At 61.5% G+C, this 21,194-nt stretch carries 22 protein-coding genes and 1 pseudogene; 8 read left to right on the forward strand and 15 right to left on the reverse strand.

All coding sequences use genetic code 11. The annotated features are described in order from the left end of the window. Positions 1-72: 72 nt before the first annotated feature. The 3 genes from AC1PUL_RS13325 to AC1PUL_RS13335 are packed head-to-tail and all read right to left on the reverse strand — an operon-like array spanning position 73 to position 3,857. Positions 73-2,007: a DUF2207 domain-containing protein gene (locus AC1PUL_RS13325; protein ID WP_480464649.1), complete on the reverse strand. Its 1,935-nt coding sequence runs from the start codon at positions 2,005-2,007 to the stop codon at positions 73-75. After that, the gene (gene aroA, locus AC1PUL_RS13330) at positions 2,004-3,269 is read right to left on the reverse strand and encodes a 3-phosphoshikimate 1-carboxyvinyltransferase (protein ID WP_480464650.1); all 1,266 of its coding nucleotides are present in this window, start codon (positions 3,267-3,269) and stop codon (positions 2,004-2,006) included. Before aroA ends, AC1PUL_RS13325 begins: the two co-directional genes overlap by 4 nt. A gap of 36 nt (positions 3,270-3,305) precedes the next feature. Continuing rightward, entirely contained in the window at positions 3,306-3,857 is a 552-nt protein-coding gene (locus tag AC1PUL_RS13335) for a LemA family protein (protein ID WP_480464651.1), read from the reverse strand. Positions 3,858-4,059: 202 nt separating this feature from the next. Between AC1PUL_RS13335 and AC1PUL_RS13340 the strand changes: the two genes are divergently transcribed. Together AC1PUL_RS13340 and AC1PUL_RS13345 are read left to right on the forward strand one after the other, a co-directional pair. After that, positions 4,060-6,084 (forward strand): sensor histidine kinase, encoded by a 2,025-nt coding sequence (locus AC1PUL_RS13340; RefSeq protein ID WP_480464652.1) that lies wholly within the window; start codon positions 4,060-4,062, stop codon positions 6,082-6,084. 12 nt (positions 6,085-6,096) lie between these two features. Next, complete coding sequence (locus AC1PUL_RS13345) at positions 6,097-6,498, forward strand: response regulator (RefSeq protein WP_480464653.1); 402 nt, start codon at positions 6,097-6,099, stop codon at positions 6,496-6,498. Between the two features lie 69 nt (positions 6,499-6,567). Here the strand turns inward: AC1PUL_RS13345 and AC1PUL_RS13350 are convergent, their stop codons facing one another. The 8 genes from AC1PUL_RS13350 to AC1PUL_RS13385 form a co-directional block, all read right to left on the reverse strand. After that, entirely contained in the window at positions 6,568-7,866 is a 1,299-nt protein-coding gene (locus AC1PUL_RS13350) for a glycosyltransferase (protein WP_480464654.1), read from the reverse strand. Beyond that, positions 7,863-8,819 (reverse strand): glycine--tRNA ligase subunit alpha, encoded by a 957-nt coding sequence (locus AC1PUL_RS13355; RefSeq protein ID WP_480464655.1) that lies wholly within the window; start codon positions 8,817-8,819, stop codon positions 7,863-7,865. Before AC1PUL_RS13355 ends, AC1PUL_RS13350 begins: the two co-directional genes overlap by 4 nt. Before the next feature lie 89 nt (positions 8,820-8,908). Further along, complete coding sequence (locus tag AC1PUL_RS13360; protein WP_480464656.1) at positions 8,909-9,316, reverse strand: PIN domain-containing protein; 408 nt, start codon at positions 9,314-9,316, stop codon at positions 8,909-8,911. Beyond that, positions 9,316-9,546 carry an AbrB/MazE/SpoVT family DNA-binding domain-containing protein gene (locus tag AC1PUL_RS13365; protein ID WP_298464513.1) on the reverse strand — a complete coding sequence of 77 codons (231 nt, stop codon included), beginning with the start codon at positions 9,544-9,546 and terminating at the stop codon, positions 9,316-9,318. The genes AC1PUL_RS13360 and AC1PUL_RS13365 overlap by 1 nt, the downstream gene beginning before the upstream one ends. Before the next feature lie 59 nt (positions 9,547-9,605). Next, a complete protein-coding gene (locus AC1PUL_RS13370; protein WP_480464657.1) occupies positions 9,606-9,800 on the reverse strand; it encodes a hypothetical protein in 195 nt (64 codons plus the stop codon). A 34-nt stretch (positions 9,801-9,834) separates the two neighbouring features. Further along, positions 9,835-10,698 carry a S49 family peptidase gene (locus tag AC1PUL_RS13375; protein WP_298464519.1) on the reverse strand — a complete coding sequence of 288 codons (864 nt, stop codon included), beginning with the start codon at positions 10,696-10,698 and terminating at the stop codon, positions 9,835-9,837. 92 nt (positions 10,699-10,790) lie between these two features. Next, positions 10,791-11,597, reverse strand: coding sequence for a tRNA1(Val) (adenine(37)-N6)-methyltransferase (locus AC1PUL_RS13380; protein ID WP_480464658.1), 807 nt, complete (start codon positions 11,595-11,597; stop codon positions 10,791-10,793). A gap of 7 nt (positions 11,598-11,604) precedes the next feature. After that, positions 11,605-11,835 (reverse strand): putative signal transducing protein, encoded by a 231-nt coding sequence (locus AC1PUL_RS13385; protein WP_480464659.1) that lies wholly within the window; start codon positions 11,833-11,835, stop codon positions 11,605-11,607. Between the two features lie 125 nt (positions 11,836-11,960). Between AC1PUL_RS13385 and AC1PUL_RS13390 the strand changes: the two genes are divergently transcribed. The 4 genes and pseudogenes from AC1PUL_RS13390 (at position 11,961) to moaB (ending at position 16,361) form a co-directional block, all read left to right on the forward strand. Then, on the forward strand, positions 11,961-12,977 hold the full coding sequence (locus AC1PUL_RS13390; protein ID WP_480464660.1) for a polyprenyl synthetase family protein: 1,017 nt from the start codon (positions 11,961-11,963) through the stop codon (positions 12,975-12,977). 121 nt (positions 12,978-13,098) lie between these two features. Further along, positions 13,099-14,911, forward strand: a pseudogene (locus tag AC1PUL_RS13395) (tetratricopeptide repeat protein). A gap of 5 nt (positions 14,912-14,916) precedes the next feature. Then, entirely contained in the window at positions 14,917-15,813 is an 897-nt protein-coding gene (locus AC1PUL_RS13400) for a 4-(cytidine 5'-diphospho)-2-C-methyl-D-erythritol kinase (protein ID WP_480464661.1), read from the forward strand. Then, the gene (moaB, locus tag AC1PUL_RS13405; RefSeq protein WP_480464662.1) at positions 15,813-16,361 is read left to right on the forward strand and encodes a molybdenum cofactor biosynthesis protein B; all 549 of its coding nucleotides are present in this window, start codon (positions 15,813-15,815) and stop codon (positions 16,359-16,361) included. The genes AC1PUL_RS13400 and moaB overlap by 1 nt, the downstream gene beginning before the upstream one ends. On the opposite strand, the gene AC1PUL_RS13410 is transcribed toward moaB, so the two are convergent. Continuing rightward, a complete protein-coding gene (locus AC1PUL_RS13410; RefSeq protein ID WP_480464663.1) occupies positions 16,362-16,883 on the reverse strand; it encodes a glycosyltransferase family protein in 522 nt (173 codons plus the stop codon). A gap of 130 nt (positions 16,884-17,013) precedes the next feature. Between AC1PUL_RS13410 and AC1PUL_RS13415 the strand changes: the two genes are divergently transcribed. Further along, entirely contained in the window at positions 17,014-18,171 is a 1,158-nt protein-coding gene (locus AC1PUL_RS13415) for a PA0069 family radical SAM protein (RefSeq protein ID WP_480464664.1), read from the forward strand. A 132-nt stretch (positions 18,172-18,303) separates the two neighbouring features. Beyond that, positions 18,304-18,963, forward strand: a complete 660-nt coding sequence (locus tag AC1PUL_RS13420; RefSeq protein WP_480464665.1) for a ribonuclease HII — start codon at positions 18,304-18,306, stop codon at positions 18,961-18,963. Here the strand turns inward: AC1PUL_RS13420 and AC1PUL_RS13425 are convergent. The 3 genes from AC1PUL_RS13425 to AC1PUL_RS13435 all read right to left on the reverse strand — a co-directional run bounded on the left by AC1PUL_RS13425 (position 18,960) and on the right by AC1PUL_RS13435 (position 21,149). Then, the gene (locus AC1PUL_RS13425; RefSeq protein ID WP_480464666.1) at positions 18,960-19,985 is read right to left on the reverse strand and encodes an SH3 domain-containing protein; all 1,026 of its coding nucleotides are present in this window, start codon (positions 19,983-19,985) and stop codon (positions 18,960-18,962) included. The genes AC1PUL_RS13420 and AC1PUL_RS13425 overlap by 4 nt on opposite strands. Before the next feature lie 88 nt (positions 19,986-20,073). Further along, on the reverse strand, positions 20,074-20,553 hold the full coding sequence (locus tag AC1PUL_RS13430; RefSeq protein ID WP_480464667.1) for a F0F1 ATP synthase subunit B: 480 nt from the start codon (positions 20,551-20,553) through the stop codon (positions 20,074-20,076). A 5-nt stretch (positions 20,554-20,558) separates the two neighbouring features. Continuing rightward, complete coding sequence (locus AC1PUL_RS13435) at positions 20,559-21,149, reverse strand: F0F1 ATP synthase subunit B (RefSeq protein ID WP_480464668.1); 591 nt, start codon at positions 21,147-21,149, stop codon at positions 20,559-20,561. Between the last annotated feature and the right edge of the window lie 45 nt (positions 21,150-21,194).

A 21,194-nucleotide genomic window follows, 5' to 3' on the forward strand; every position in this document is an offset into this window, starting at 1 on the left:
GCCAAAGCCTAGGCGTGATCACCCCCTCCCGCGCGCTCCGCGCGACCTCCCCCTCAAGGGGGAGGTGGAGGATTACCACCCTCCCCCGCCACCGCCGCCACCGCCGCCGCCGGAGGAGCCGCCGGAGAAGCCTGAGGAGGATGAGGAGCTGGAGGGGGGTGGTGTCGGTATGGTGGAGGCGATGGTCGAAGCCATGGAGGAGGAGAAGCCGCCGATGCGGTTGCCGAAGCCGCCGGGATTGCTGCCGTGATACCAGCCGGGGCTGTAATTGGCGGCAGCGGCACCTGATGCGGCTGAGGCGAGCCAGGTTTCGAAGGTTTCAGACCAGGGTTTCTCCACGCCCAGCGCCACGGCATAGGGCAGAAGCTTTTCGAAGTGGCTGGGCGACATGGTGGGAGCGCCAGCCATGTTCATGCGATCCTTCTCGGCGAGCGTCAGATAGGTGCGCAGGCCCTCTATGCCGTCCATCAGCTTGCGGCCGAGCGGGGTCGGGGCGCCCATGATGTAGAAGAAGAGCAGGTTGACCAGGAGGATGCCGCCGAAGGCGATGAGGACCGGGATCTGATGGGTCGCCTCCAGATCCATCCACATGGAGATCAGCATCAGCGCCATGGTCGACAGGGCAACGAAGCCGATGAGGGCCAACGCCACGACGGTGATGATCTTGCTGAACAGCGAGCGCCCCCGTCTGAACGAGTTCACGAGCCCGATGGTGAAGGTGCCGAAGAAGATCGAGAAGAAGGTCGGCACGAAGATCAGGGCGTAGACGTCTTCGCTGAGGTCGCCGAAGATGAAGAGCGAGGCAACCACGGCGATGGACAGGCCGATGCCAAGCGAAATGTAGCCGGCATTGCCCTTGTAATACTTGTTACGGTGCTCCTTTTCGATGGCCTGACGAAAGCGGTTGCCGACGGCTTCTACCTTCTTGCCATTGGCCTTGTCGATGACGAGCGCATCGCCTGCTGATGGGATCTCGGCCATCAGGGATGCTTCACCCGCCTGCAGCCTACCCTCCACCGGCTTTTTCGTCCGGCGGATGGTGATGCTGCGGTCGAGATCGTCGAGTTCGACATAGCCTTTGACGGCGAGATCAAGCGCGGAGGCGGAGAGCGCCGTCCAGCCAGCGCCGGAAAAGCCCTTGTTGTCGATGTAGTTGACCAATGCGGGCGAGATGCCTTCGGGCGGATCCCAGCGCGGGACCATGACGCCCTTCGGCGGATCGCGGCCGACGGCCACCCAGGAACGGAGATAATAGAGAAAGATGACGGCGAGGCCGCCGAAGCCGATGATGGTGTTGAGGTTGTCGCGGATGAACCACCAGGTGGTGTCCTCGGAGGAGGGCGCTGCAACCAGCCCCTTGTCGAAGGCAAGCACGATGGTCAGGCCTTCGTTCGGGCCGAGTGGCTGGGTGGTCTGGAATTCGAGGCCGTTCGATCCGGGGATTTCGCGGGCATTCTGGGCGGTCGACCCCATGGGGCCCGTATAGAAGGTCGTCCGGGTAGGAAGAGCACCATCAGGGAGCATCACAGTGGCCCCCGCACGATCAATCGGAAACTGCCAGCCGTTTCCGGTTACGTTCCAGTAAAGCTCGTCGTGATCATCGAAACATCGGATCTGGCGACCAGTCCAGTAAGTGATGGTGTAAACGTACTCGCCAGGACGCAGAAAAATGCTTTCACTCCCGGTATAGATCCGGATTCCACCCGTCACGTTTTCTGTGTGGAAGTTTTCGGGGCGACCATCGCGTTCGACCGAAATCAACCCGAAATCGACTTTTTTGCGAAAGCCCCGTGCGTCCTGAGCATAGAGCGGAAAATCGCGGAAGATGCCACGCTTGATCTGGTCACCCTCGACATTGACGGTAATCGTTTCCGTGACCCTGATCGAAGCATCGGGAAATACGGTGATATCGGCGTGGTAATCGCGAATGACTTCCACAGCCTGCGCGCCGCATGCCATCCAGAAAAGGAGAAGGAAGGCGGAGCACAGGCGGAGGAGCGTGGTCATTTCGGATCGTTCCTGACGAGCTCGACGCCGAGCGAGGCGAGTGCATCCCAATAGCCGGGATAGGTCTTGGCCACGCAGCCGGGGTCGAGAATGGTGATGTCGCGGATCTTCAGGCCTGCGAGTGCAAAGCTCATCGCAATGCGGTGATCGGCAAAGGTGTCGATCTCGGCCGGCAGGGACTGGCCGACAAGCGATGGGTCGGAGAAGACCACCAGGTCGTCGCCCTCTTCCTTTGCGAGGCCTTGGCGGATGTTGTTGAGGCCCGTCGAGACGGCGCGGATGCGGTCGCATTCCTTGACGCGCAGGTTCTCGATACCGACGAAGCGCACCGGCGTCTCGTTGAAGGCGGCGAGCACGGCAATGGTCGGGATCGCATCCTGCATCTGGCTGCCGTCGATCACGGCGGGCATGTTCGGAAACTGCGCGATCACGTCATAGGCCTTGGCGTCAGGCTGAGTGAAGGCGTCAGACGGCGTGCCGATGTCGATCCGCCCCTTGGTCAGCACTTCCGCACCCCAGAGATAGGTGGCGGCAGAGGCATCCGGCTCGATGTGGAAATCGGTCGCGGTGTAACCGGTTGGCTGGATGACCCAGGAGGAGGCTGTCGGCTGTTCAACCTTGGCGCCGAAGGCCCGCATGGCAGACATCGTCAGGTCGATGTAACCGCGGGCGCCAATATCGGCACCGGCAAGCTCGATGGTGAACGGCTCGGAACCGCAGGCGGCCGCCATCTGAAGAGCCGAGACATACTGGCTGGAAAGCCCGGCATCGATCACGACATGGTTCTTTTCGAAACGGCCGGTGGCATCGATCGTGACAGGCGGGCAGCCGGTCGGGCTTTCGATGGTGACGCCCAGCGATTTCAGGGCTTCGACCAGCGGCTTGATCGGGCGCTTGCGCATATGCTCGTCGCCATCGACGACATAGCGGCCATGGCCAAGTGCCAGCGCAGCGGTCAGGAAGCGGGTCGCGGTGCCGGCATTGCCCAGGAAAAGCGGGCCGGCCGGGGCCTTCAGTTCACCAGCGCTGGTGACGACGAAGGTGGTGGCATCCGGCTCCTCGACGGTGACGCCCATCTGGCGGAGTGCTTCGGCCATATAACGGGTGTCGTCGCTTTTCAGCGCGCCGGTCAGGCGGCTCGTGCCTTTAGCGAGGCCTGCCAAGAGCAGCGCGCGGTTGGTGATGGATTTCGAACCCGGAGGGCTCACCTTGCCGGTCAGGGCATGGGCGGGCGGAAGGATGGTCACACTGTCAGTCGTCATGATCCCGGTCTCTGCTGTCGCGTCCTTGCGTGGACGTCAGAACTTGACCGTCGGTACCGCACGGTCGGCCTCGTTGGCAATCTCGAAATAGGGTTTCTGCGAGAAGCCGAACTGGCCGGCGACGAGGTTGTTGGGGAAGCTCTCGACCTTGACGTTCAGATCGCGGGCGGCACCGTTGTAATAGCGGCGCGACATCTGGATCTCGCCCTCGACGGTTTCCAGCGACTTCTGCAGCTCGAGAAAGTTCTCATTGGCCTTGAGGTCCGGATAGGCTTCGGCAAGCGCGATGATCTTGCCAAGTGCGGCTCCGAGAAGCCCCTCGGCTGCCGCACGGCCAGCCACATCGCCTGCGGGCACGGCCTGGGCCTTGTTGCGCAGCTCCACGACACTTTCCAGCGTATCCTTTTCGTGACCGGCATAGCCCTTCACGGTCTCGATCAGGTTCGGGATCAGGTCGGCACGGCGCTTCAGCTGCACATCGATGCCCGACCAGGCTTCCTCGGCCATCTGCCGGGCCTTTACCAGGCCGTTGTAGATGAAGACGAGATAGGCACCGATGGCGGCAAGAATGGCAAGTGTCGTGAACATGATGCGGAAGGCTCCCAGCTGAATTGGCCGCAGGTTAGCGGTTCATCTTGGGAAAGTCATGGCTGAAGTGCGGGAGAATGTCCTGTCCGGCAAGCCGCATCTGCTGCGAGGTGATGGTTCAAATTGGAGGGAAACCGACACAGCTCCGTTAATCGGCAGGCCCTAATATGACCATCCGAAGGTTTTGCAGCGGAGCTGTCGCATGCAAACGATGACCTGGAACGCCATGCCCTCCTGGGCGCTGCTCGCCAGCCGCGACATCCTCAAGGCCGCGCTCCCCGAACGGCGGCTCGGCGAAACGCTGAAAGACATCCTGTCGATCATCACCGGGCTACCGCAGCTTGATCTTTCCGAGATGGCGGCGATCTATGTGCGGGACGCGGGGCAGGACCGGCAGCGGCTGGTGCACCACAACACCGCGGACCAACTGGATCTGCCGATCGATCTTGCGCCTGGGGCGCGTATGCCGGAATGCATCGCAGACCGGGACGATCTCATCCCCTACTGGATTGCGATCACCGTGAACGGCGATCCGGATTTCGGCACAGCCGTCTTCTTCAGCCGCAGCGAGAGACCGATCAACACGGAGAGCCTGTCCGCCTTGCGCCTGCTTGCCCAGGAAATCGGACCGGTGATCCAGCAGCGCAACGGCTGTACGACCTCCGTTCTCGACATGGTGGAGCTTTCCACCGACGAGATCTACATCTTCGAACCGCAACGCTTCACCATCAGCCGCACCAATGCAACCGCGAGCGTGCGCACCGGCTATTCGGCCGAAGCGCTGGCAGGAATGACGCCGGCCTCTTTGAAAGTCGGCATTTCCGAGCTCGACTACCGGGCCAAGCTGATGCCGCTCGTCGAAGGCAGTGCCCGCAGCGTCACATTCGACGCCATCCAGCGGCGACGCAATGGCACGGTCTATCCGGTCAAGGTGCATGTCTGGCGCATTCGCGGCCCGTCTTCCGATCTTTTTGCTGAAGTCGCCATCGCCACCGCCGACCAGCGCAAAGCCTTTGGTCTGCTGGAACAGGTGTTCGACGCCATTCCGGGCGGCATTGGCGTCTTCGACAATCGCTCCCGGCTGTTGATGGCCAACCGGCGGCTCTACGACCTGATGAACATTCCGCCGGAGATGTTTCCGCCGGGCTCGAAGTTCGAAGATATCCTGCGCTACAATGCCAGCCGTGGAGAATGGGGCGATGGCGACCCCGAGGCCATGGTTCGCGAGCGGATAGAACAGGCCGCGCTCGGTCTGCCCTATAGTTTTGAGCGCGAGCGCAAGAGCGGCAAGGTTCTGGCCGTGCGTTCTGAACCGCTGTCGAATGGCGGTTATGTCTTGAGCTATACCGACATCACCCTGCGCAAACGGGCCGAAAAAGAGCTCATTCGCCATCGCGACGCGCTGGAAAAGACAGTGCGCCAGCGCACCGCCGAGATTGCCGCCCAGGCGGCGGCGCTGGAAGAGGCGCTGCAGCAGGAGAAGAACATCAATGCCATGCAGCGGCAGTTCGTGGCGATGACCAGCCATGAATTCCGCACGCCGCTTGCGATTATCGATGGTGCCGCCCAGCGGATCCAGCGCAAGAAGGGCGAGATGGAGGCGCGTTTCCTCACCGACAAGACGCAACAGATCCGCTCGGCCGTTTCGCGTATGGTTGAGCTGATGGAAAGCTTCCTGTCGGCCGGGCGAATGGATACCGGAAAGGTCGAGCTTTCACTGGTCGATTGCTCGCTGCACAAGCTGATCGAACAGGCCATCAAGCGGCAGAAGCTCTCCTCGCAGCATCACCGCTTCGACGCCGATTATGAGACCCTGCCGCCGGTAATCCGTTGCGATGCGCTGGCGATCTCGCAGGTGCTGACGAACCTTTTGTCCAACGCCGTCAAATATGCACCACGGGCGCCCGACATCACCATCAAGGGCTGGGAAGAAGACGGCTTCGTCTTCCTGTCGGTCAAGGACGAAGGCGTTGGGATCGATGCCGATGACGTGCCGAAACTCTTCCAGCCCTATTTCCGCGCCCGCACCTCGACCGGCATCGCCGGAACAGGCATCGGCCTGTCGCTCGTCAAGCAGATCGTGACCCTGCATGACGGCGACATCTTCGTCGAAAGCGAACGCGGCAAGGGAACCTGCTTCACCCTCGTCCTGCCGGTCCAGGGACCGGCGGCGAAGGACACTGCCGAACCGGCGCCGGAGGTAGCGCCGCCTGACCCTGGAGCCTGAAAGGAAGATGACATGATCACCGTGCTTTGCGTCGAAGACGAAAGAGACGTCCGTGAACTGATCGTCGAAGAGCTGGAGGACGCCGGCATTCGCGTGCTGCAGGCGGAAAACGGCAAGGAGGGCCTCGACAAGATCCTGAGCCAGCGGCCCGACATCGTGATTTCGGATATCACCATGCCGGAGATGGACGGGATCTCGATGCTCGGCGAATTGCAGATCAACCATCCGCAATTCTCCAACATGCCCTTCCTCTTCCTGACTGCGCTCGCCGATCGGGAAAAGATGATCGAGGGCTTGGGCGCCGGCGCGGAAAGCTACCTGACCAAACCGATCGACTTCGACGTGCTGATGGCGAAGATCCACGGCCTCGTGGTTCGGATCGAAAACCGGGTGGCGGCGGGGCTGGAGTTTTAGGCGCGGTGTCAGTCTGGCTCTGCTGGATGGGCAACCTGACGACCTATCAAAGCGGCCTGAATGCTTGCCTTACGCGATCAGTGGAGAGACTGCGCCCAACAGATCGGAAGAGACTGTATCCCATGTCCGGAACGTCGGTCTTGCCGCGTGAATGCGCGCTTTCAGCGCCGCCGTACCCGCAGCGTCGCGTGACAGAAGGTCTATCGCATCCGCGAGCCCCTTGGCGTCGTCAGGATCCACATACAGGGCGAGGTCACCGCAAACCTCTTTCAAAGCTGGGGCAGTTGAACTTATCACCGGGGTTCCCAGCCACAGGGCTTCGCCTGCCGGCAAGCCCCAGCCTTCCATTCGGCTGGGTATGACAAGGGCGAGTGCGCCTCGATACAGGCGCACAAGATCGGTCTGTGTCGGGTTTCCAATGAAGCGGATCTTATGACGGACGGGATCGAAATCTGCTTTAGCCAGATACTCGCGTATCTGTCGGCGCGGATTTCCGGCGATCACGAACTCGGGTACTGGCCGTCCCTCGCGATGAAGCTGCTGAAGCGCCTGAAAAGTCAACTCTATGTTCTTATTGCCCAGATTGGGGCCGACGGAGAGAATGAACGGCGACTGAGGCAACTCAAGCACCGGTGGCTCATTGCCCTCCGGGCAATACTGTACCAGAGGCACCGGCGACATGTATTGCGGAGAAGGTAAGAAACCTTGCTTTGCGAAATGCAGCACTTCATCCCTTGTGAAGGCTGAGTTGGTCAGCACTGCCGCCGAATGCGTAATGAGATAGCGGTTGTCGTTTAGAAAGTTGCGGCTGAAACTTGAGAAGCGGCGGCGTTTCTCTTTGTAGAGCGGCATAAGATCGTGCAGCAACGGCACAAGCTTTACAGGCCACTTCTGCTGCTCAATTGCCCACGCCAAATCGACCATCAACTTTGGCCGAGCAAGAGAGACTAAAACACCAGGCGTCAGTTCGATCGGCGCAAAGAACTTGGTGTTGACATCCCAAACCTTCCTATTGCGGCCAGCCCATGGGCCGTTAAGCCAACTGGATAGGCGTGTGAGAGCACGCGACCCATAGACCGTCCTCATCTTGCGCTGCGAGAATTCCGTTGGGAACAAAAAAGAGACCTGACCCTCGCCGTCAATCTCATGGGCAATCTTGAAGAAGCGCTGATAGGCGAAAGAATATACAACGAAATCAATATCGCTCCGCATCCGTGCGAGAGACTTTCCGACCTCGTAGACAGTCCGCGCTATGCCGTAATACTGAACACTTTGCCCGCCGAAGGCCATAAGCGCCTCGGTCATATCGAAGTACAGGCGCTTATCTGCCGACCCATTCCCCGATGTCACGGCGGCCAAATCGGTCATGCGACATCCTGGAGTTTGGCCCCGCCCGCATCCGTCAGCAGAAACGCCTCGCCGCAGCTTTTCGCCAGTGCGCGGACCCGACCGATATAGGCCTGGCGTTCGGTGACCGAGATGACGCCACGGGCGTCGAGCAGGTTGAAGATGTGAGAGGCCTTGATGCACTGGTCATAGGCCGGGAAGACGCATTTGTGCAGGCGCTGGTTTTCCGAGTCGGAAGGCGCGCCGGCGGCCAGCAGGGCCTGGCATTCCTTCTCGGCATCGATGAAATGGCGATGCAGCATTTCGGTGTTGGCGAATTCGAAGTTGTGGCGGGAATATTCCTGCTCGGCCTGCAGGAAGACGTCGCCGTAGGAGATCTTCTCTTCGCCTTCGCGGCCGTTGAAGTTGAGATCATAGACGTTGTCGACGCCCTGGACATACATGGCCAGACGCTCGAGACCGTAGGTCAGTTCGCCCGAGACCGGCGAGCAGTCGATGCCGCAGACGGCCTGAAAATAGGTGAACTGCGAGACTTCCATGCCGTCGCACCAGCATTCCCAGCCGAGGCCCCAGGCGCCCAGCGTCGGGCTTTCCCAATCGTCCTCGACGAAGCGGATGTCATGCAGCAGCGGATCAAGCCCGATCGCCTTGAGCGAACCGAGATAGAGTTCCTGCAGGTTGGACGGGTTCGGCTTCAGGATCACCTGGTACTGATAATAGTGCTGCAACCGGTTCGGGTTTTCGCCGTAGCGGCCGTCGGAGGGGCGACGCGAGGGCTGGACGTAAGCGGCGCGCCAGGGCTTGGGGCCGAGCGCGCGCAGCGTCGTTGCCGGATGGAAGGTGCCGGCGCCGACTTCCATGTCGTAGGGCTGCAACACCGCGCAACCCTTGTCCGCCCAGTAGGCGTGCAGCGTCAGGATCAGAGCCTGGAAGGAGCGCTTGGGGTCCATATGCGGTGCGAGCGGAGCGGTCATGGTCATCTTCGGTATCGGGTTGTCATTCGTTGCGGACGAGTGCCACGCTCAAGGCGTCGGGTCAATCGGTTATGGCGCGATTGCGGGCGTCAAAGCCGAAAAGGATCGATCACCGTCATGCGACCGGCAAGCTGCCAGCCATGCTGGAGATCCTCGGAATAGAAGCTCTCACAACCGCTGCGGAGTGCGACGGCAAGCATCAGTGCATCATAGAAGCTGATCCTGTGGTCCATGGCGAGTTGCATGGCCTCGCTCGTATCGACCGGCTCGATCGGCAAAATGCGCTGGGCGAGCATTTCAAACTGTTCAACCGCCAGACGGATGTCCGGCCAGTCGAGACCGAACTTCCTACGGCAGACATTGATGCACTCGTTAAGGGCCTGGACGCTCAGCAAGAAGGGTTCCTGCAGCAGAGCCTGCGCCACATCCGCCTTGGTGCCCTCACCCAGCGCGTAGATCAGGATATTGGTATCGAGACAGACTTTCGTCGCCAGCATCAGCGGGCATTCGCCTCGTCGCGGTCGAACTTCCAGTCTGCCGGGATCTTCAGCTTGAAGGCTCTGATACGGTCCAGCGCCTCTTTGCGTCTGTCGTCACGCGCAATTTCGAGGGCCGGCCCGTCCGCAACGCGCACGGTGATGTCGTCGCCTTCCTTGAGATCAAGCGCTTCGGCAACGGAGGCAGGAATGCGAATGGCGAGGCTGTTACCCCATTTGGCAACTTGCATGACCGGTTCCCTGATATACCCAAAGAATGTATATCTTCGATGCTTGTGCGGCAAGGCGTCTAATCGTCGTCCTCGCGACGAGGGCGATATTCGCCGGTCTCGGGATCCTGGATGAGCGTTCCGATTGCCTGGTTCTGACGCTCCATCTCCTCCGCACGGGATTTGGCCGCGAGCTTTTCGGCATCGGCCACGAAGCGACGGTAGAGCAGCCATGCGCCACCGACCAGGATCGTCAAGAATATCAGCTGCCCCATGTCCCCTCGCCGTCAGCCTTGTCCATCGCTTCGATCAGAGACCGTAGCGGCCCCATAGTGCCTTTTCTTCGAGCGTCTCGGCAAGACCGGCAACCGCCTGGGCGGCAATCTGATCGGTCGAGCCGAAGGCACCGATCCCGGGCGCCCGGCGGCCGAAGAGGCCCTTCTGCGCACCGACGAGTTCGAGGCGAGCGTCCTTGCCGTAGCGGGTCTTGATCTCCTCGCGCAGGCCACCGAGACGATCGACAAGGCCGAGCTCGAGGCCCTTGCGACCGGTCCAGAAGAGACCGGAAAACAGGGTCGGATCGTCGGCAAGCTGCGCGCCACGGCGGGCCTTGACCATGTCGATGAAGATCTCGTGGATCTCGGCCTGCAGGGTCTTCAGATACTCGATGTCGCTTTCCTTTTCCGGCTGGAAGGGATCGAGGATCACCTTGTTCTCACCGGAGGTATAGACGCGGCGCTCGACGCCGATCTTCTTCAGGAGTTCCGGAAAACCGAAGCCGCCGGAGACGACGCCGATCGAGCCGACGATGGAGGTTGCGTCTGCGATGATCTCGTCACCGGCAATGGCGATCATGTAGCCGCCGGAGGCCGCGACATCCTCGACGAAGACCAGAACGCGCTTGTTCTTCTCTTCGGCCAGCGCCCGGATACGGTCATAGATCATGCGCGACTGGACGGGCGAGCCGCCAGGCGAATTGATCGAGAGTGCCACGGCCGGGCTGTCCTTCATGGCGAAGGCCTTTTCCAGCTGGCCGGCGACCGACGCGAGGTTCAACGCAGGACGAAAGCGCGAGCCGCCGCTCATGATCGGCCCATGCAGCCTGACGACCGGAATGACGATACCCTTCTTCTGGAAGCGCTTGGGAACCAGTCGTTTCAGAAAGCCTGCCATGGTCGCGTTTCAACTCCTTAATCTTCAATCTGACAGGAGATGTAAGACGCAAGGGCGCAAACACAATGGTACGCCCGGAAAAATCAGTGTTTTCAACGCAGCCGAGGATAGCCTGCGCGGCCATTGTTGAGATTGTCAACGAAAGACGCGAAAGCATGGCTGTCGGGATTGTCGTGCATCAGGAGCGGTGCGCGGAGTTGCAGCCTTGCCCGCGAACCCTTGATCGCGGTGACCAGGATGCGGGTGGCATTTTCACCCGGTCGGGGATGGATCGCGGTGATCTCCAGCCCGCCGAAGCGTTTGCCGCAGGCGGCGATGATCTCGGCGATCGACTGCGGCCTTGCGATCAGCGACAGCTGTCCCCCGGGGATCATGATGGCACCGGCGGTGCGGATCCAGCTTTCAAACAGGTTCTCCGTCATCGCATGCGCTTCGGCCTTCAGGGCATCCGGAGTCTTGCGGTCGCCGGGGTCGTTGAACGGCGGGTTCATGATGACGTGGTGGAAGCTGTCATCAGCGAGGCCCGCGGCGACCCGCGCCTTGCCGGTCAGGGTGACATCGGTTTCGAGGACCTCGGCGCGCGCCGCGAGCGCGGCGTTTTCCGGCAAAGCGAGGCTCTTGCGGGCGAAGGCTGCCATGTCTGGAGCGCGCTCGACCAAGACGACGGAAGCATTGGGCAGACGGGCCGCGACGGCCAGACCAGCGGCTCCGGCTCCGGCGCCGAGATCGGCAACCCGGATCGGGCGATCATCGACAACAAGCGAAGCGAGCAGCATGGCATCCATGCCGGCCCGATGGCCGCGACCGACCGGCTGCACGAGATGGAAGCGGCCTCGATGAAAGGCATCGACCGTTTCGGCCTGAGGCTTGTCGAGGCTGGGCTCTACGCTTGCCGCCATCGCGCCCTCACGCTTCGCGGTCGCGCAGTTCTGCCCCAAGGCCGGCATCGGTCAGGATGCGGCGGGCCTGGTCGACACAGTCGGAATCGACCAGCAGGCGTCGCTGCAACATTCCGAGCGAACCCTCCAGAATGCTCATCGACTGGTCTGCGATCATCACGGCAATCCCGGCGTCGCGCATCAGACTTTCAGCAAAGGAGAGCAGGACGACGTCGTTGCTGCGAATGATCTCATGCATCGATTTCAGAACTCACTGTTAACAGCTAAACCGGCTCTGAAGCCCAGACCGAGGCAATTCGCCCCTTGCCCTGGCCTTTCCGGCTTTTTAAAGTCGGCGACCAAACTGAACAGGAGTCCGGTGCGTTGGGCGTAGTCATACCGCTTGAGGAAAGCAAAAACAAACAGGCATCCGTCAAGCCTCTGGTGGACCTGACCAAAAGCGGCATGGAACGCGTGAACCAGCTGATCCTGTCGAAGGCGGGCTCCGATGTGCAGATGATCCCGGAAGTTGCCAACCACCTGATCTCCTCCGGTGGCAAGCGGCTGCGGCCGATGCTGACGCTCGCGACGGCATCGATGTTCGGCTACGAGGGCGACCATCATATCAAGCTCGCGACCTCCGTCGAGTTCATGCACACGGCAACCCTGCTGCATGACGATGTGGTCGATGAAAGCGATCTGCGCCGTGGCAAGTCCACGGCCCGCACCATCTGGGGCAACCAGGCCAGCGTGCTTGTCGGCGACTTCCTGCTTGGCCAGGCGTTCCGCATGATGGTGGAGGTCGGCTCGCTCGAGGCGCTTGACGTGCTCTCAACGGCGGCCTGCGTGATCGCCGAAGGCGAAGTCCTGCAGCTTTCCGTCGCCAAGAACATGGAGACGACCGAGGACGACTATCTGGCGGTCATCCGCGCCAAGACGGCAGCCCTTTTTGCCGCGGCCGCCGAGGTAGGTCCGATCGTGGCCGGCACCGACAAGGCAACCCGCAGCGCGATGAAATCCTACGGGATGAATCTCGGGCTTGCCTTCCAGCTGGTGGACGACGTACTCGACTATGGCGGCAAGTCTGCCGAGACCGGCAAGAATGTCGGCGACGACTTCCGCGAGGGCAAGATCACGCTTCCGGTCATTCTCTCCTATCGCCGCGGCACCGCTGCCGAGCGCGAGTTCTGGAAGGAATCGATCGAAGGCGGACAGAACGACGATGCGAGGCTGGAGAAGGCAATGGGCCTGATCAGCAAGTACGGCGCGCTCACCGATACGATCCAGCGGGCGCAGCATTACGGCACGATCGCACGGGATGCACTGGCACCGCTTCCCGAGACGCCGTGGAAGAGCGCTCTCAACGACGTCATCGATTTCTGCATATCCCGCGTCAATTGACGCAGACGCCGCGATTGCCTTGCGAGGCTGCTTCAAAAAAGCCATTCTGTCTGTGAATCATCGCTTGATCGTTCGCGCGCGGACGACCGGCGCTCGGTCTCGGATCTGGAAAGGCTCGTTCATGCGGCAAAGTTTTGCCCTTCGCACTCTCGCTGGCACCGCGCTTGCGCTGCTTCTGAGTCTCTCGCAGGCGCCGCTGGCACTCGCAGCTGGCGACGAGAAACCCGCCGAAGCTGAGAGCTTCGATATTGAAAGCGTCGATTCCTTCGCTGGCGCCTTCCTGGCTGCCCGGACGGCAGAGGCCGACCGCGACTATCGAAGTGCTGTTAAGTTCTACAAGAAAGCGCTGGAATTCACGCCGAACGAACTGGAATTGCAGCAGCGGCTGATGATCGCGCTGATCATGAGCGGCGAGTTTGATGAAGGTGTCGATCTCGCCAAGGTGCTGGAAAACGATCCGGCCGTTGAGCGCGTCACCTCGGTTGCGCTCGGCTTTCGAGCCATCCGCGACGGCGACTACGAGGAAGCCTTGAAGCATTTCAAGTATCAGGGGCCGAACGATCTCGACCGCCTGATGAACCAGTTGCTGATTGCCTGGACCAAGGTCGGCGACGGCAAGGGCAAGGAAGCGCTGACGCTGGTTCAGGATCTTGAGGGGCCAAGCTGGTATGGCATCTTCCGGAACTACAATGCCGGTGTGATGGCCGCCATGATCGGGGACGTCGATGCGGCCCGCAAGGCGCTGACCGATACCGTGACCGACCGCAATGGCGGCGCGACGGCGCCGGATACGTTTGCCCGTGCGGTCATCGCACTTGCATCCCTTGAGGCGCAAGCCGGCAACAAGCAGAAGGCGCTCGATGCACTTTCCGCCGGGGACGAGCTGATCACCAATTATGCGCCGTTCAAGGCGTTGCGCGACGAGATCGAGGCCGGCGGCAAGCCGAAGCCCGTCGTTGCCTCTGCCGCGCAAGGGGCAGCGGGCGTGCTCTTCTCGATCGGCGGCGCGCTGAACCGCGAGGGTGCGGAAGACACCGTGATGCTCTATCTCCAGCTCTCCCATGCGCTGGACAAGGAAGCAGCGGATACACTGATCCTGCTCGGTGGCATCGCTGAAAACGCCAAGCAGCCGGAAAAGGCGATCGCTTTCTATCGGCAAGTGCCCGAGACATCGCCGATGCGGCGGATTTCCGAGTTGCAGCTTGGTCTGACGCTCGCCGAGACCGGCAAGGTGCAGGAAGCGCGCGAGCATCTTTTGGCGCTGATTGCGTCCGATCCGCAGGATATCCGCAGCTATCTCGCCTATGGCAGCGTGCTGTCGGAAGCCAAGGACTATGCGGCGATGGCGGAGAATTACGATAAGGCGGTCGAAATCATCGGCCCCAATCCGTCCCGGAACCACTGGTCGGTCTTCTTCCAGCGTGGCATCGCCTATGAGCGACTGAAGAAGTGGGAGAAGGCGGAGCCGAACTTCCACAAGGCGCTGGAGCTCAATCCGGACCAGCCGCAGGTTCTCAACTATCTCGGCTATTCCTGGGTCGATATGAATCGCAACCTCCAGGAAGGCCTGGAGATGATCAAGAAGGCCGTCGAACTGCGGCCGGATGACGGCTACATCGTCGATTCGCTCGGCTGGGCCTATTATCGCCTCGGTCGCTTCGAAGAGGCGGTTGTCGAGCTGGAACGGGCCGTCGAATTGCGCGCCGGCGATCCGACGATCAACGACCACCTGGGTGACGCCTATTGGCGCGTCGGTCGCAAGCTCGAAGCCAAGTATCAGTGGAAGCGGGCACTCGCCTCCGAACCGGAAGAAACTGAGATCCCGAAGATCCAGGCCAAGATCGAGAAAGGCCTGCCGCCGATCGAGTTCTGACGCCGCCAAGGTCGAAGAAAAGCCGGTCGAAGAGCCCAAGAAAGACGACAAGAAGACCTGAGCCGCATGACCCCTGTTGCAGAGCGCCGGCCGGAGCGGATCGTCGAGACGGCTCCGGCCAAGATCAATCTCGCTTTGCATGTGACGGGCCGGCGCGATGACGGCTATCACTTGCTCGACAGCCTCGTGACCTTTGCCGAAGACGGCGACGAACTCACTTTCGAGACGGCAGAGCGCGACAGTTTTCGTGTTGTGGGGCGCTTCGGTGCAGAGCTTTCCCCGGATGACAATCTGGTTCTGAAGGCGCGCGACCTGCTGCGGGCGGCGCTGGACGTCCGAGGCCTGCCGCATGGCCCTGTCGCCATCACGCTCGACAAGAGCCTGCCGATTGCCTCCGGCATTGGCGGGGGCTCGGCAGATGCGGCAGCAACCTTGCGCGGACTTTTGAAACTCTGGAAGGCGGAGCTGGCGCCCGGGACGCTGCAGCAGATCGCCCTGAAACTCGGGGCGGATGTGCCGATGTGCCTTGCTTCGACACCGCTTCGGGCGCGCGGGATCGGCGAGGCGATCGAGCTGGCTGCCATGCCCTCAGTGCCGCTGGTGCTGGTCAATCCGCTGAAACCGGTGTCGACACCAGAGATCTTCCGCAGCCTCCAGCGCCGCGACAATGCGCCGATCGGCGAGATCGCTGCAGCGGCTGAAGTGTCTGTGTGGATGCAGTCGCTTTCTGTTCTGCGCAACGACCTGCAGCCGCCGGCGGAAGCCTTGGTGCCCGAGATTGCAGAGGCTTGCGACCTTTTGCGCCAGAGCCTTGCCGGGTTCGTGCGCATGTCCGGCTCCGGGGCCACCTGTTTCGGGCTCTACGAGACCGAGGCTGCGGCGATGAAGGCGGCGCTTGCGCTTTCCGCCTATCGGCCCAACTGGTATGTGCTTCTGACACGCACCGTTCCGGGAGACAGATGATGAGCCGCATCGACGAGAGCCGCCCCTTCATTCCCGTGGGCATTGCCGTGCTGACCGTCTCGGATACGCGCAGCCTGTCGGACGACAGGTCCGGCGACACGCTGGTCGCCCGCATCGAAGAGGCCGGCCACCGACTGATTGCCCGATCCATCGTCAAGGACGACAAGGCGGCGATTCGGGAACAGGTGGAGACCTGGACGAAAACGCCGGAAATCGATGTGGTGATCACGACCGGCGGCACGGGCTTTACGGGCCGGGATGTGACGCCTGAGGCGCTGGAGCCCCTCTTCGAAAAGCGCATGGACGGTTTCTCGGAAGTCTTTCACCGGATCTCCTACGACAAGATCGGCACATCGACGATCCAGTCGCGAGCGACGGGTGGGGTTGCAAATGCCACCTTCATCTTCGTGCTGCCCGGCTCGCCCGGCGCCTGCAAGGATGCCTGGGACGGGATCATCAAGCTGCAGCTCGACTATCGGCATATGCCCTGCAATTTCGTGGAAATCATGCCGAGGCTCGACGAGCACTTGAAGCGCAGTCAGGGCTGATCAGCGGCGCGCTTCGCGGGCGACCCAGGAGGGGATGATCTCGCTGGTGAGACGACGTGGCTTGTGTCCGCGCGCCAGATGCAAAAGCTCCCTGCTCTTCTCAGCAAGATCCTGCGCCTGACGCTTGGGGATCAACAATCCGTTTTCCAGGATCGGCGCGGTGCGCGTCAGACGGCGGTAGAAGGGCAAACGATAGAGCCGCGATTCGGAGAAGCGGGCCGGCACCTTGTTCAGCGCCACATATTCGGCAACTTCGTCGACCCAGCCCTGGCCAAGCCGCGCACCGGGCTCGATCAACAGCAGCCATTCGCCGCGCGCGGTCGCCAGTACTTCCTTCATGTCCCACTGCTGATAAAAGCGGCAGCCTGCGGCATCCGCCACGAAAGACGAGCCATCCGTGGAGCCGTGATCGAGGACAATGACATCGCTGACAAGACCCTCGACAGCACCGGCAACCAGCACGGACAATGTCTGTGCAAGCTCAGGTTCCTGATCGTGGCATTCCATGATGACTGTCAACATTGCCTATATCTACCGCATTGCACAAAGTTTTGCCACAGACAGTTTGTCGAAGTTTGTTCTTGCATTGTTCTCATTTCGGCGCTAGGAATAAAGTCATTGAGCGGGGCCGGAAAGCCCGCGAGGAGCAAACATGAACGAGCTGTCTCTTGTGAGCCAGGCTGCCTTTCAGCCCGGCAATACGGCAGGTATTGCCGATGCGCTGATGAATGCTTCTGGCATGCGGATCGAGATCGATCGGCGGCGCGGGCGTGCGGCCGGCATCAATCCGGCCGGCCGGTTCGAGACACTGGAGCGCGTCGCCTTTGACGACGGCTGGCAGACGCTTGAGGACATGCCGCCCTTCAAGACCGAAGTGCAGGTGGAGAAGCCGCGCACGGTCATCACCCGCAACGAGTCGCCCGACATTCCCTTCGACCGTTCGATCAACCCCTATCGCGGCTGCGAACACGGCTGCATCTACTGCTTCGCCCGGCCGACGCACAGCTATATGGGTCTGTCGGCAGGCCTCGACTTCGAGGCGAAGCTGTTTGCCAAGCCGGATGCCCCGCGCCTGTTGGAACGGGAGCTTTCGAAGCCGGGCTACAAGGTGAAGCCGATCGCGATCGGCACCAATACCGATCCCTATCAGCCGATCGAGCGGGAATGGCGCATCATGCGGCAGGTGCTCGAGGTGCTTGATAAGGCGAACCATCCGGTGGTGATCGTCACCAAGTCGGCGCTGATCCTGCGCGATATCGACATCCTGAAATCCATGGCCGAGCGTGGCCTGGCCAAGGTCGGCATCTCCGTGACGACGCTGGACCGGAAGCTGGCGCGCAGCATGGAGCCGCGGGCATCGACCCCGGCGAGGCGGTTGGAAGCGATCAAGACCCTGTCCGAGGCCGGCATTCCCGTTGCCGTGATGATGGCGCCTGTGATCCCGGCACTCAACGATTATGAAATCGAGCGGATCCTCGACAGCGGCAAGGCTGCGGGGGCGACTGAGGCGAGTTACGTTTTGCTGCGCCTGCCGCTGGAGGTGAGCCCGCTGTTCCGTGACTGGCTGCTGCAACACTATCCGGATCGCTATCGCCATGTGATGTCGCTGGTGCGATCGATGCGCGACGGCAAGGATTACGACGCCAAGTTCGGCAAGCGGATGAAGGGCGCCGGCCCTTATGCCTGGCAGATCAGCCGCCGCTTCGAGATGGCGACCAAGCGGCTCGGCCTGACACGGCGCAGTCTGCATCTGAGGGAAGACCTGTTTATCTCGCCCAACAGTGACGGAGTGCAACTCTCGCTGCTTTGATTTTGTCATTCCGGTGCGTTTGTCCGCCGCCTCGCACCGGATGTGGTCCCTGGTAAGCCGCCCCTGTCGCCATGATTGGCGATCGGGACCGGGGACTTGCAGGAGGTCGGGTGCGCGTGCGATTTCTGCCGCATGAAACGACGCACGCCACCCGATTCTCCTGGCCTCTTTCCCGACCTGCCTCTTGTTCCGGATTTCTCGCTGGAGAGCCGCGCGAAACGAAAGGGCCTCTGGCCTGTCGCCGGGACCGACGAAGCAGGGCGCGGGCCGCTGGCGGGGCCGGTGGTGGCAGCAGCCGTCATTCTCGATCCGAAGCGCATCCCCGAGGGACTGAACGATTCCAAGAAGCTCTCGGGTGCGCAGCGGGAAGTGCTCTACCACCAGATCCTCGAATGTGCCGTCGTCTCGATTGCCTCGTCATCGCCCAAGCGCATCGACCTCATCGATATCCGCAAGGCCAGCCTCGATGCCATGCGCCGGGCTGTCGCCGGTCTCGATCTCGAAGCCCAGCATGTGCTTGCAGACGGGCGTGACGTACCGATGGGACTGACCTGCTCCGGTGAAGCCGTCGTCAAGGGCGACGCAAGATCGGTTTCGATCGCGGCCGCATCCATCATCGCAAAAGTCATGCGCGATCGCATGATGGTCCGCGCCGGTCTCGTCTATCCGCCTTATGGCTTCGAGATCCATGCCGGCTATGGAACGGATCGCCATCGCAGCGCCATCGTGACGCACGGCCCCTGCCCCCTGCATCGCATGAGCTTCCGACCGCTGCGGCAAGAGCAGCTCTAAGGGCAGGTCGTCACCTGATTGGCGCAGGTTCCAGTCACCCAACCCTTCTGGCGTATCTCGCTATAACTTGCCTGCAGCTCGACCCAGGCGCCTCGGCAGGCGAACAGTTGGTCAACCGTGAACGAATCCGCGCCCACGGCGCCGCCAGCTGGATCGCCGGCAAGATTTCGCCACTCCGCAAGAGGCACAGAACTGCCGCGAGGCTCTCCGTAAACCTTGGCGTCGTTCATCAATAGACCCAGGTGAGACCCGTGCACCCATCCCTCGCCCTCGAAAACGGAACGACCGTCGGTTTCCCCGAAATAGTCCGGTACGGTCCCGCTCGATATCCGGAACCAGCCATCACGGCTTCCGCTGACGGCCACCTCAGTCCGGAAAGTATAGCCTTCGACCTGCACCGGTGGCGGCAGGGTGCCGATCACGGGTGCCGAGAGAGACGGACCCTTCCGAACCGCAAGACCGTCCGGATCCGTATCGGTCACCCAGGCCCAGATATCACAGCTATCGGTCAGTGCCAGTTCCGGATCAGGCGTGGCATCATCGCAAACCCGCAACAATGGCTGCGCCGCCGCCAAGGCACCTGTCAGGGGCACCTTTTCGACGATGCCGTCGTGATCGACGTCCAGAACATCCCCCGAGGTGAGCAATTGATTGACGGTGCTCGAAGACGGTAGCCTCGCGCGAAGGCGCTGAATGTGATCGTGTTGCGGGCCGACTGGCTCAAGGAGGAGTGACAGCGACATGGTCCCGGAGGACAGGACGAGCCGGTGTTTTGTGGAGGCCGTGTCGAAGCGGGGATCGCTACTGCGTTCGAAGGCGATGCTGCCAGTGGCGTGGTCGCACACAAACGAGAAATAGGGTTCCCGATCCAGCTCGGTTGGATAGCTCAAATAGGCTTTGCGGTCACGGACTTCACCATGCCAAAGCTGGCTATCCGACGCCAGCGCCGGTCGGATGAAGGCGAGCGGAAGCAGGCAAAGCAAAACACAAACAATCGAATTCCGGTGGGCAATGGACATCATGACCTTTCCCCCAAACTAAAAGCGCCCCGTGTCGGTGAACCGACCGGGGCGCCGAAGAGCAATCTGCCGGAGAGGCAGGAGGCCAATATCAGTTCAGGCGGGACTTTACCTCACCGACCGAGGCCTTGAACAGCGCCTTCTGGACGCCTTCATCGGACTTCTTGGCCAGAACCTTTTCGGCGGCTGCGATCGCGAGATCGACGGCCGCGGCGCGAACAGCGTTCACGGCTTCGGTCTCGGCCTGCTTGATCTTCTGCTCGGACATAGCGTTGCGGCGGGCAACGAATTCCTCGGTCTTCTGCTTGGCTTCTGCCGTCAGGGCAGCCGCTTCGCGTTCAGCGGCAGCAACGATGGCTGCAGCCTCGGCTTCGGCTTCCTTGCGCTTGCGCTGGTATTCGGCCAGCAGATGCTGGGCCTCTTCGCGCAGGCGCTTGGCTTCGGCCAGCTCGTCGCGGATCTTGTCGGCGCGGTCGTCGAGCGCCTTTGCCATCATGCCCGGAACCTTCAGGTATGCGAGCAGGGCGAAGAAGAGAACGAGGGCAACGAGTGCGAAAAATGAAGAGTCCATGATGCTTAGGCTCCCTGCTTCGCGACGCCGGAGACAGCGGCCTTGATGTCGGCTGCGGTCGACTTGGTGCCGATCAGTTCTTCGACGATCGTGCCGACAGTCTCGATGGCGATCGTGTCAACTTCAGCAAAGGCGCGAGCCTTGATGTCAGCAATACGGCTTTCGGCAGCAGCGATCTTGGCGGAGAGTTCCGCTTCGATTGCGGCGCGCTCGGCGTCTGCCTTGGTCTTTGCTTCGTCACGAGCAGCAGACGCAATCTGGCCGGCTTTCGCCTTGGCCGCGGTCAGTTCACGCTCATAGGTTTCGATGGCGGCGTCCGCTTCAGACTTCAGACGAGCAGCCTCGTCGAGATCCTGGGCGATGCGGTCGTGGCGATTCTCGAGAATGCCACCGACGCGCGGTACGATGACCTTCTGCATGAGCATGTAGAACACGCTGAACGTGATCACCAGCCACAGAAGCTGCGACGGATAGGTCGAGAAATCGAACGGCGGGAACACGCCGCCGCCGTGGCCCGCGTCGTGGGCAACGCCGGTTTCCGTGTGAAGCTGGCCTTCTGCCGGCTTTTCCTCGGCATAGGCGGGGGTCACAAACATGCTCACCTCCAGGTGTATGCTCAAATGCGCGAGATCACGGCTGCC

The organism is Rhizobium sp. P43, assembly GCF_056730705.1.

What these genes read in the sequence shown, in the direction of transcription:
- AC1PUL_RS13325 (WP_480464649.1), bottom strand. Translation starts at nt 2,007, where the DNA reads ATGACCACGCTCCTCCGCCTGTGCTCCGCCTTCCTTCTCCTTTTCTGG.
- aroA (WP_480464650.1), bottom strand. Translation starts at nt 3,269, where the DNA reads ATGACGACTGACAGTGTGACCATCCTTCCGCCCGCCCATGCCCTGACC.
- AC1PUL_RS13335 (WP_480464651.1), bottom strand. Translation starts at nt 3,857, where the DNA reads ATGTTCACGACACTTGCCATTCTTGCCGCCATCGGTGCCTATCTCGTC.
- AC1PUL_RS13340 (WP_480464652.1), top strand. Translation starts at nt 4,060, where the DNA reads ATGCAAACGATGACCTGGAACGCCATGCCCTCCTGGGCGCTGCTCGCC.
- AC1PUL_RS13345 (WP_480464653.1), top strand. Translation starts at nt 6,097, where the DNA reads ATGATCACCGTGCTTTGCGTCGAAGACGAAAGAGACGTCCGTGAACTG.
- AC1PUL_RS13350 (WP_480464654.1), bottom strand. Translation starts at nt 7,866, where the DNA reads ATGACCGATTTGGCCGCCGTGACATCGGGGAATGGGTCGGCAGATAAG.
- AC1PUL_RS13355 (WP_480464655.1), bottom strand. Translation starts at nt 8,819, where the DNA reads ATGACCGCTCCGCTCGCACCGCATATGGACCCCAAGCGCTCCTTCCAG.
- AC1PUL_RS13360 (WP_480464656.1), bottom strand. Translation starts at nt 9,316, where the DNA reads ATGCTGGCGACGAAAGTCTGTCTCGATACCAATATCCTGATCTACGCG.
- AC1PUL_RS13365 (WP_298464513.1), bottom strand. Translation starts at nt 9,546, where the DNA reads ATGCAAGTTGCCAAATGGGGTAACAGCCTCGCCATTCGCATTCCTGCC.
- AC1PUL_RS13370 (WP_480464657.1), bottom strand. Translation starts at nt 9,800, where the DNA reads ATGGGGCAGCTGATATTCTTGACGATCCTGGTCGGTGGCGCATGGCTG.
- AC1PUL_RS13375 (WP_298464519.1), bottom strand. Translation starts at nt 10,698, where the DNA reads ATGGCAGGCTTTCTGAAACGACTGGTTCCCAAGCGCTTCCAGAAGAAG.
- AC1PUL_RS13380 (WP_480464658.1), bottom strand. Translation starts at nt 11,597, where the DNA reads ATGGCGGCAAGCGTAGAGCCCAGCCTCGACAAGCCTCAGGCCGAAACG.
- AC1PUL_RS13385 (WP_480464659.1), bottom strand. Translation starts at nt 11,835, where the DNA reads ATGCATGAGATCATTCGCAGCAACGACGTCGTCCTGCTCTCCTTTGCT.
- AC1PUL_RS13400 (WP_480464661.1), top strand. Translation starts at nt 14,917, where the DNA reads ATGACCCCTGTTGCAGAGCGCCGGCCGGAGCGGATCGTCGAGACGGCT.
- moaB (WP_480464662.1), top strand. Translation starts at nt 15,813, where the DNA reads ATGAGCCGCATCGACGAGAGCCGCCCCTTCATTCCCGTGGGCATTGCC.
- AC1PUL_RS13410 (WP_480464663.1), bottom strand. Translation starts at nt 16,883, where the DNA reads ATGTTGACAGTCATCATGGAATGCCACGATCAGGAACCTGAGCTTGCA.
- AC1PUL_RS13415 (WP_480464664.1), top strand. Translation starts at nt 17,014, where the DNA reads ATGAACGAGCTGTCTCTTGTGAGCCAGGCTGCCTTTCAGCCCGGCAAT.
- AC1PUL_RS13420 (WP_480464665.1), top strand. Translation starts at nt 18,304, where the DNA reads ATGAAACGACGCACGCCACCCGATTCTCCTGGCCTCTTTCCCGACCTG.
- AC1PUL_RS13425 (WP_480464666.1), bottom strand. Translation starts at nt 19,985, where the DNA reads ATGATGTCCATTGCCCACCGGAATTCGATTGTTTGTGTTTTGCTTTGC.
- AC1PUL_RS13430 (WP_480464667.1), bottom strand. Translation starts at nt 20,553, where the DNA reads ATGGACTCTTCATTTTTCGCACTCGTTGCCCTCGTTCTCTTCTTCGCC.
- AC1PUL_RS13435 (WP_480464668.1), bottom strand. Translation starts at nt 21,149, where the DNA reads ATGTTTGTGACCCCCGCCTATGCCGAGGAAAAGCCGGCAGAAGGCCAG.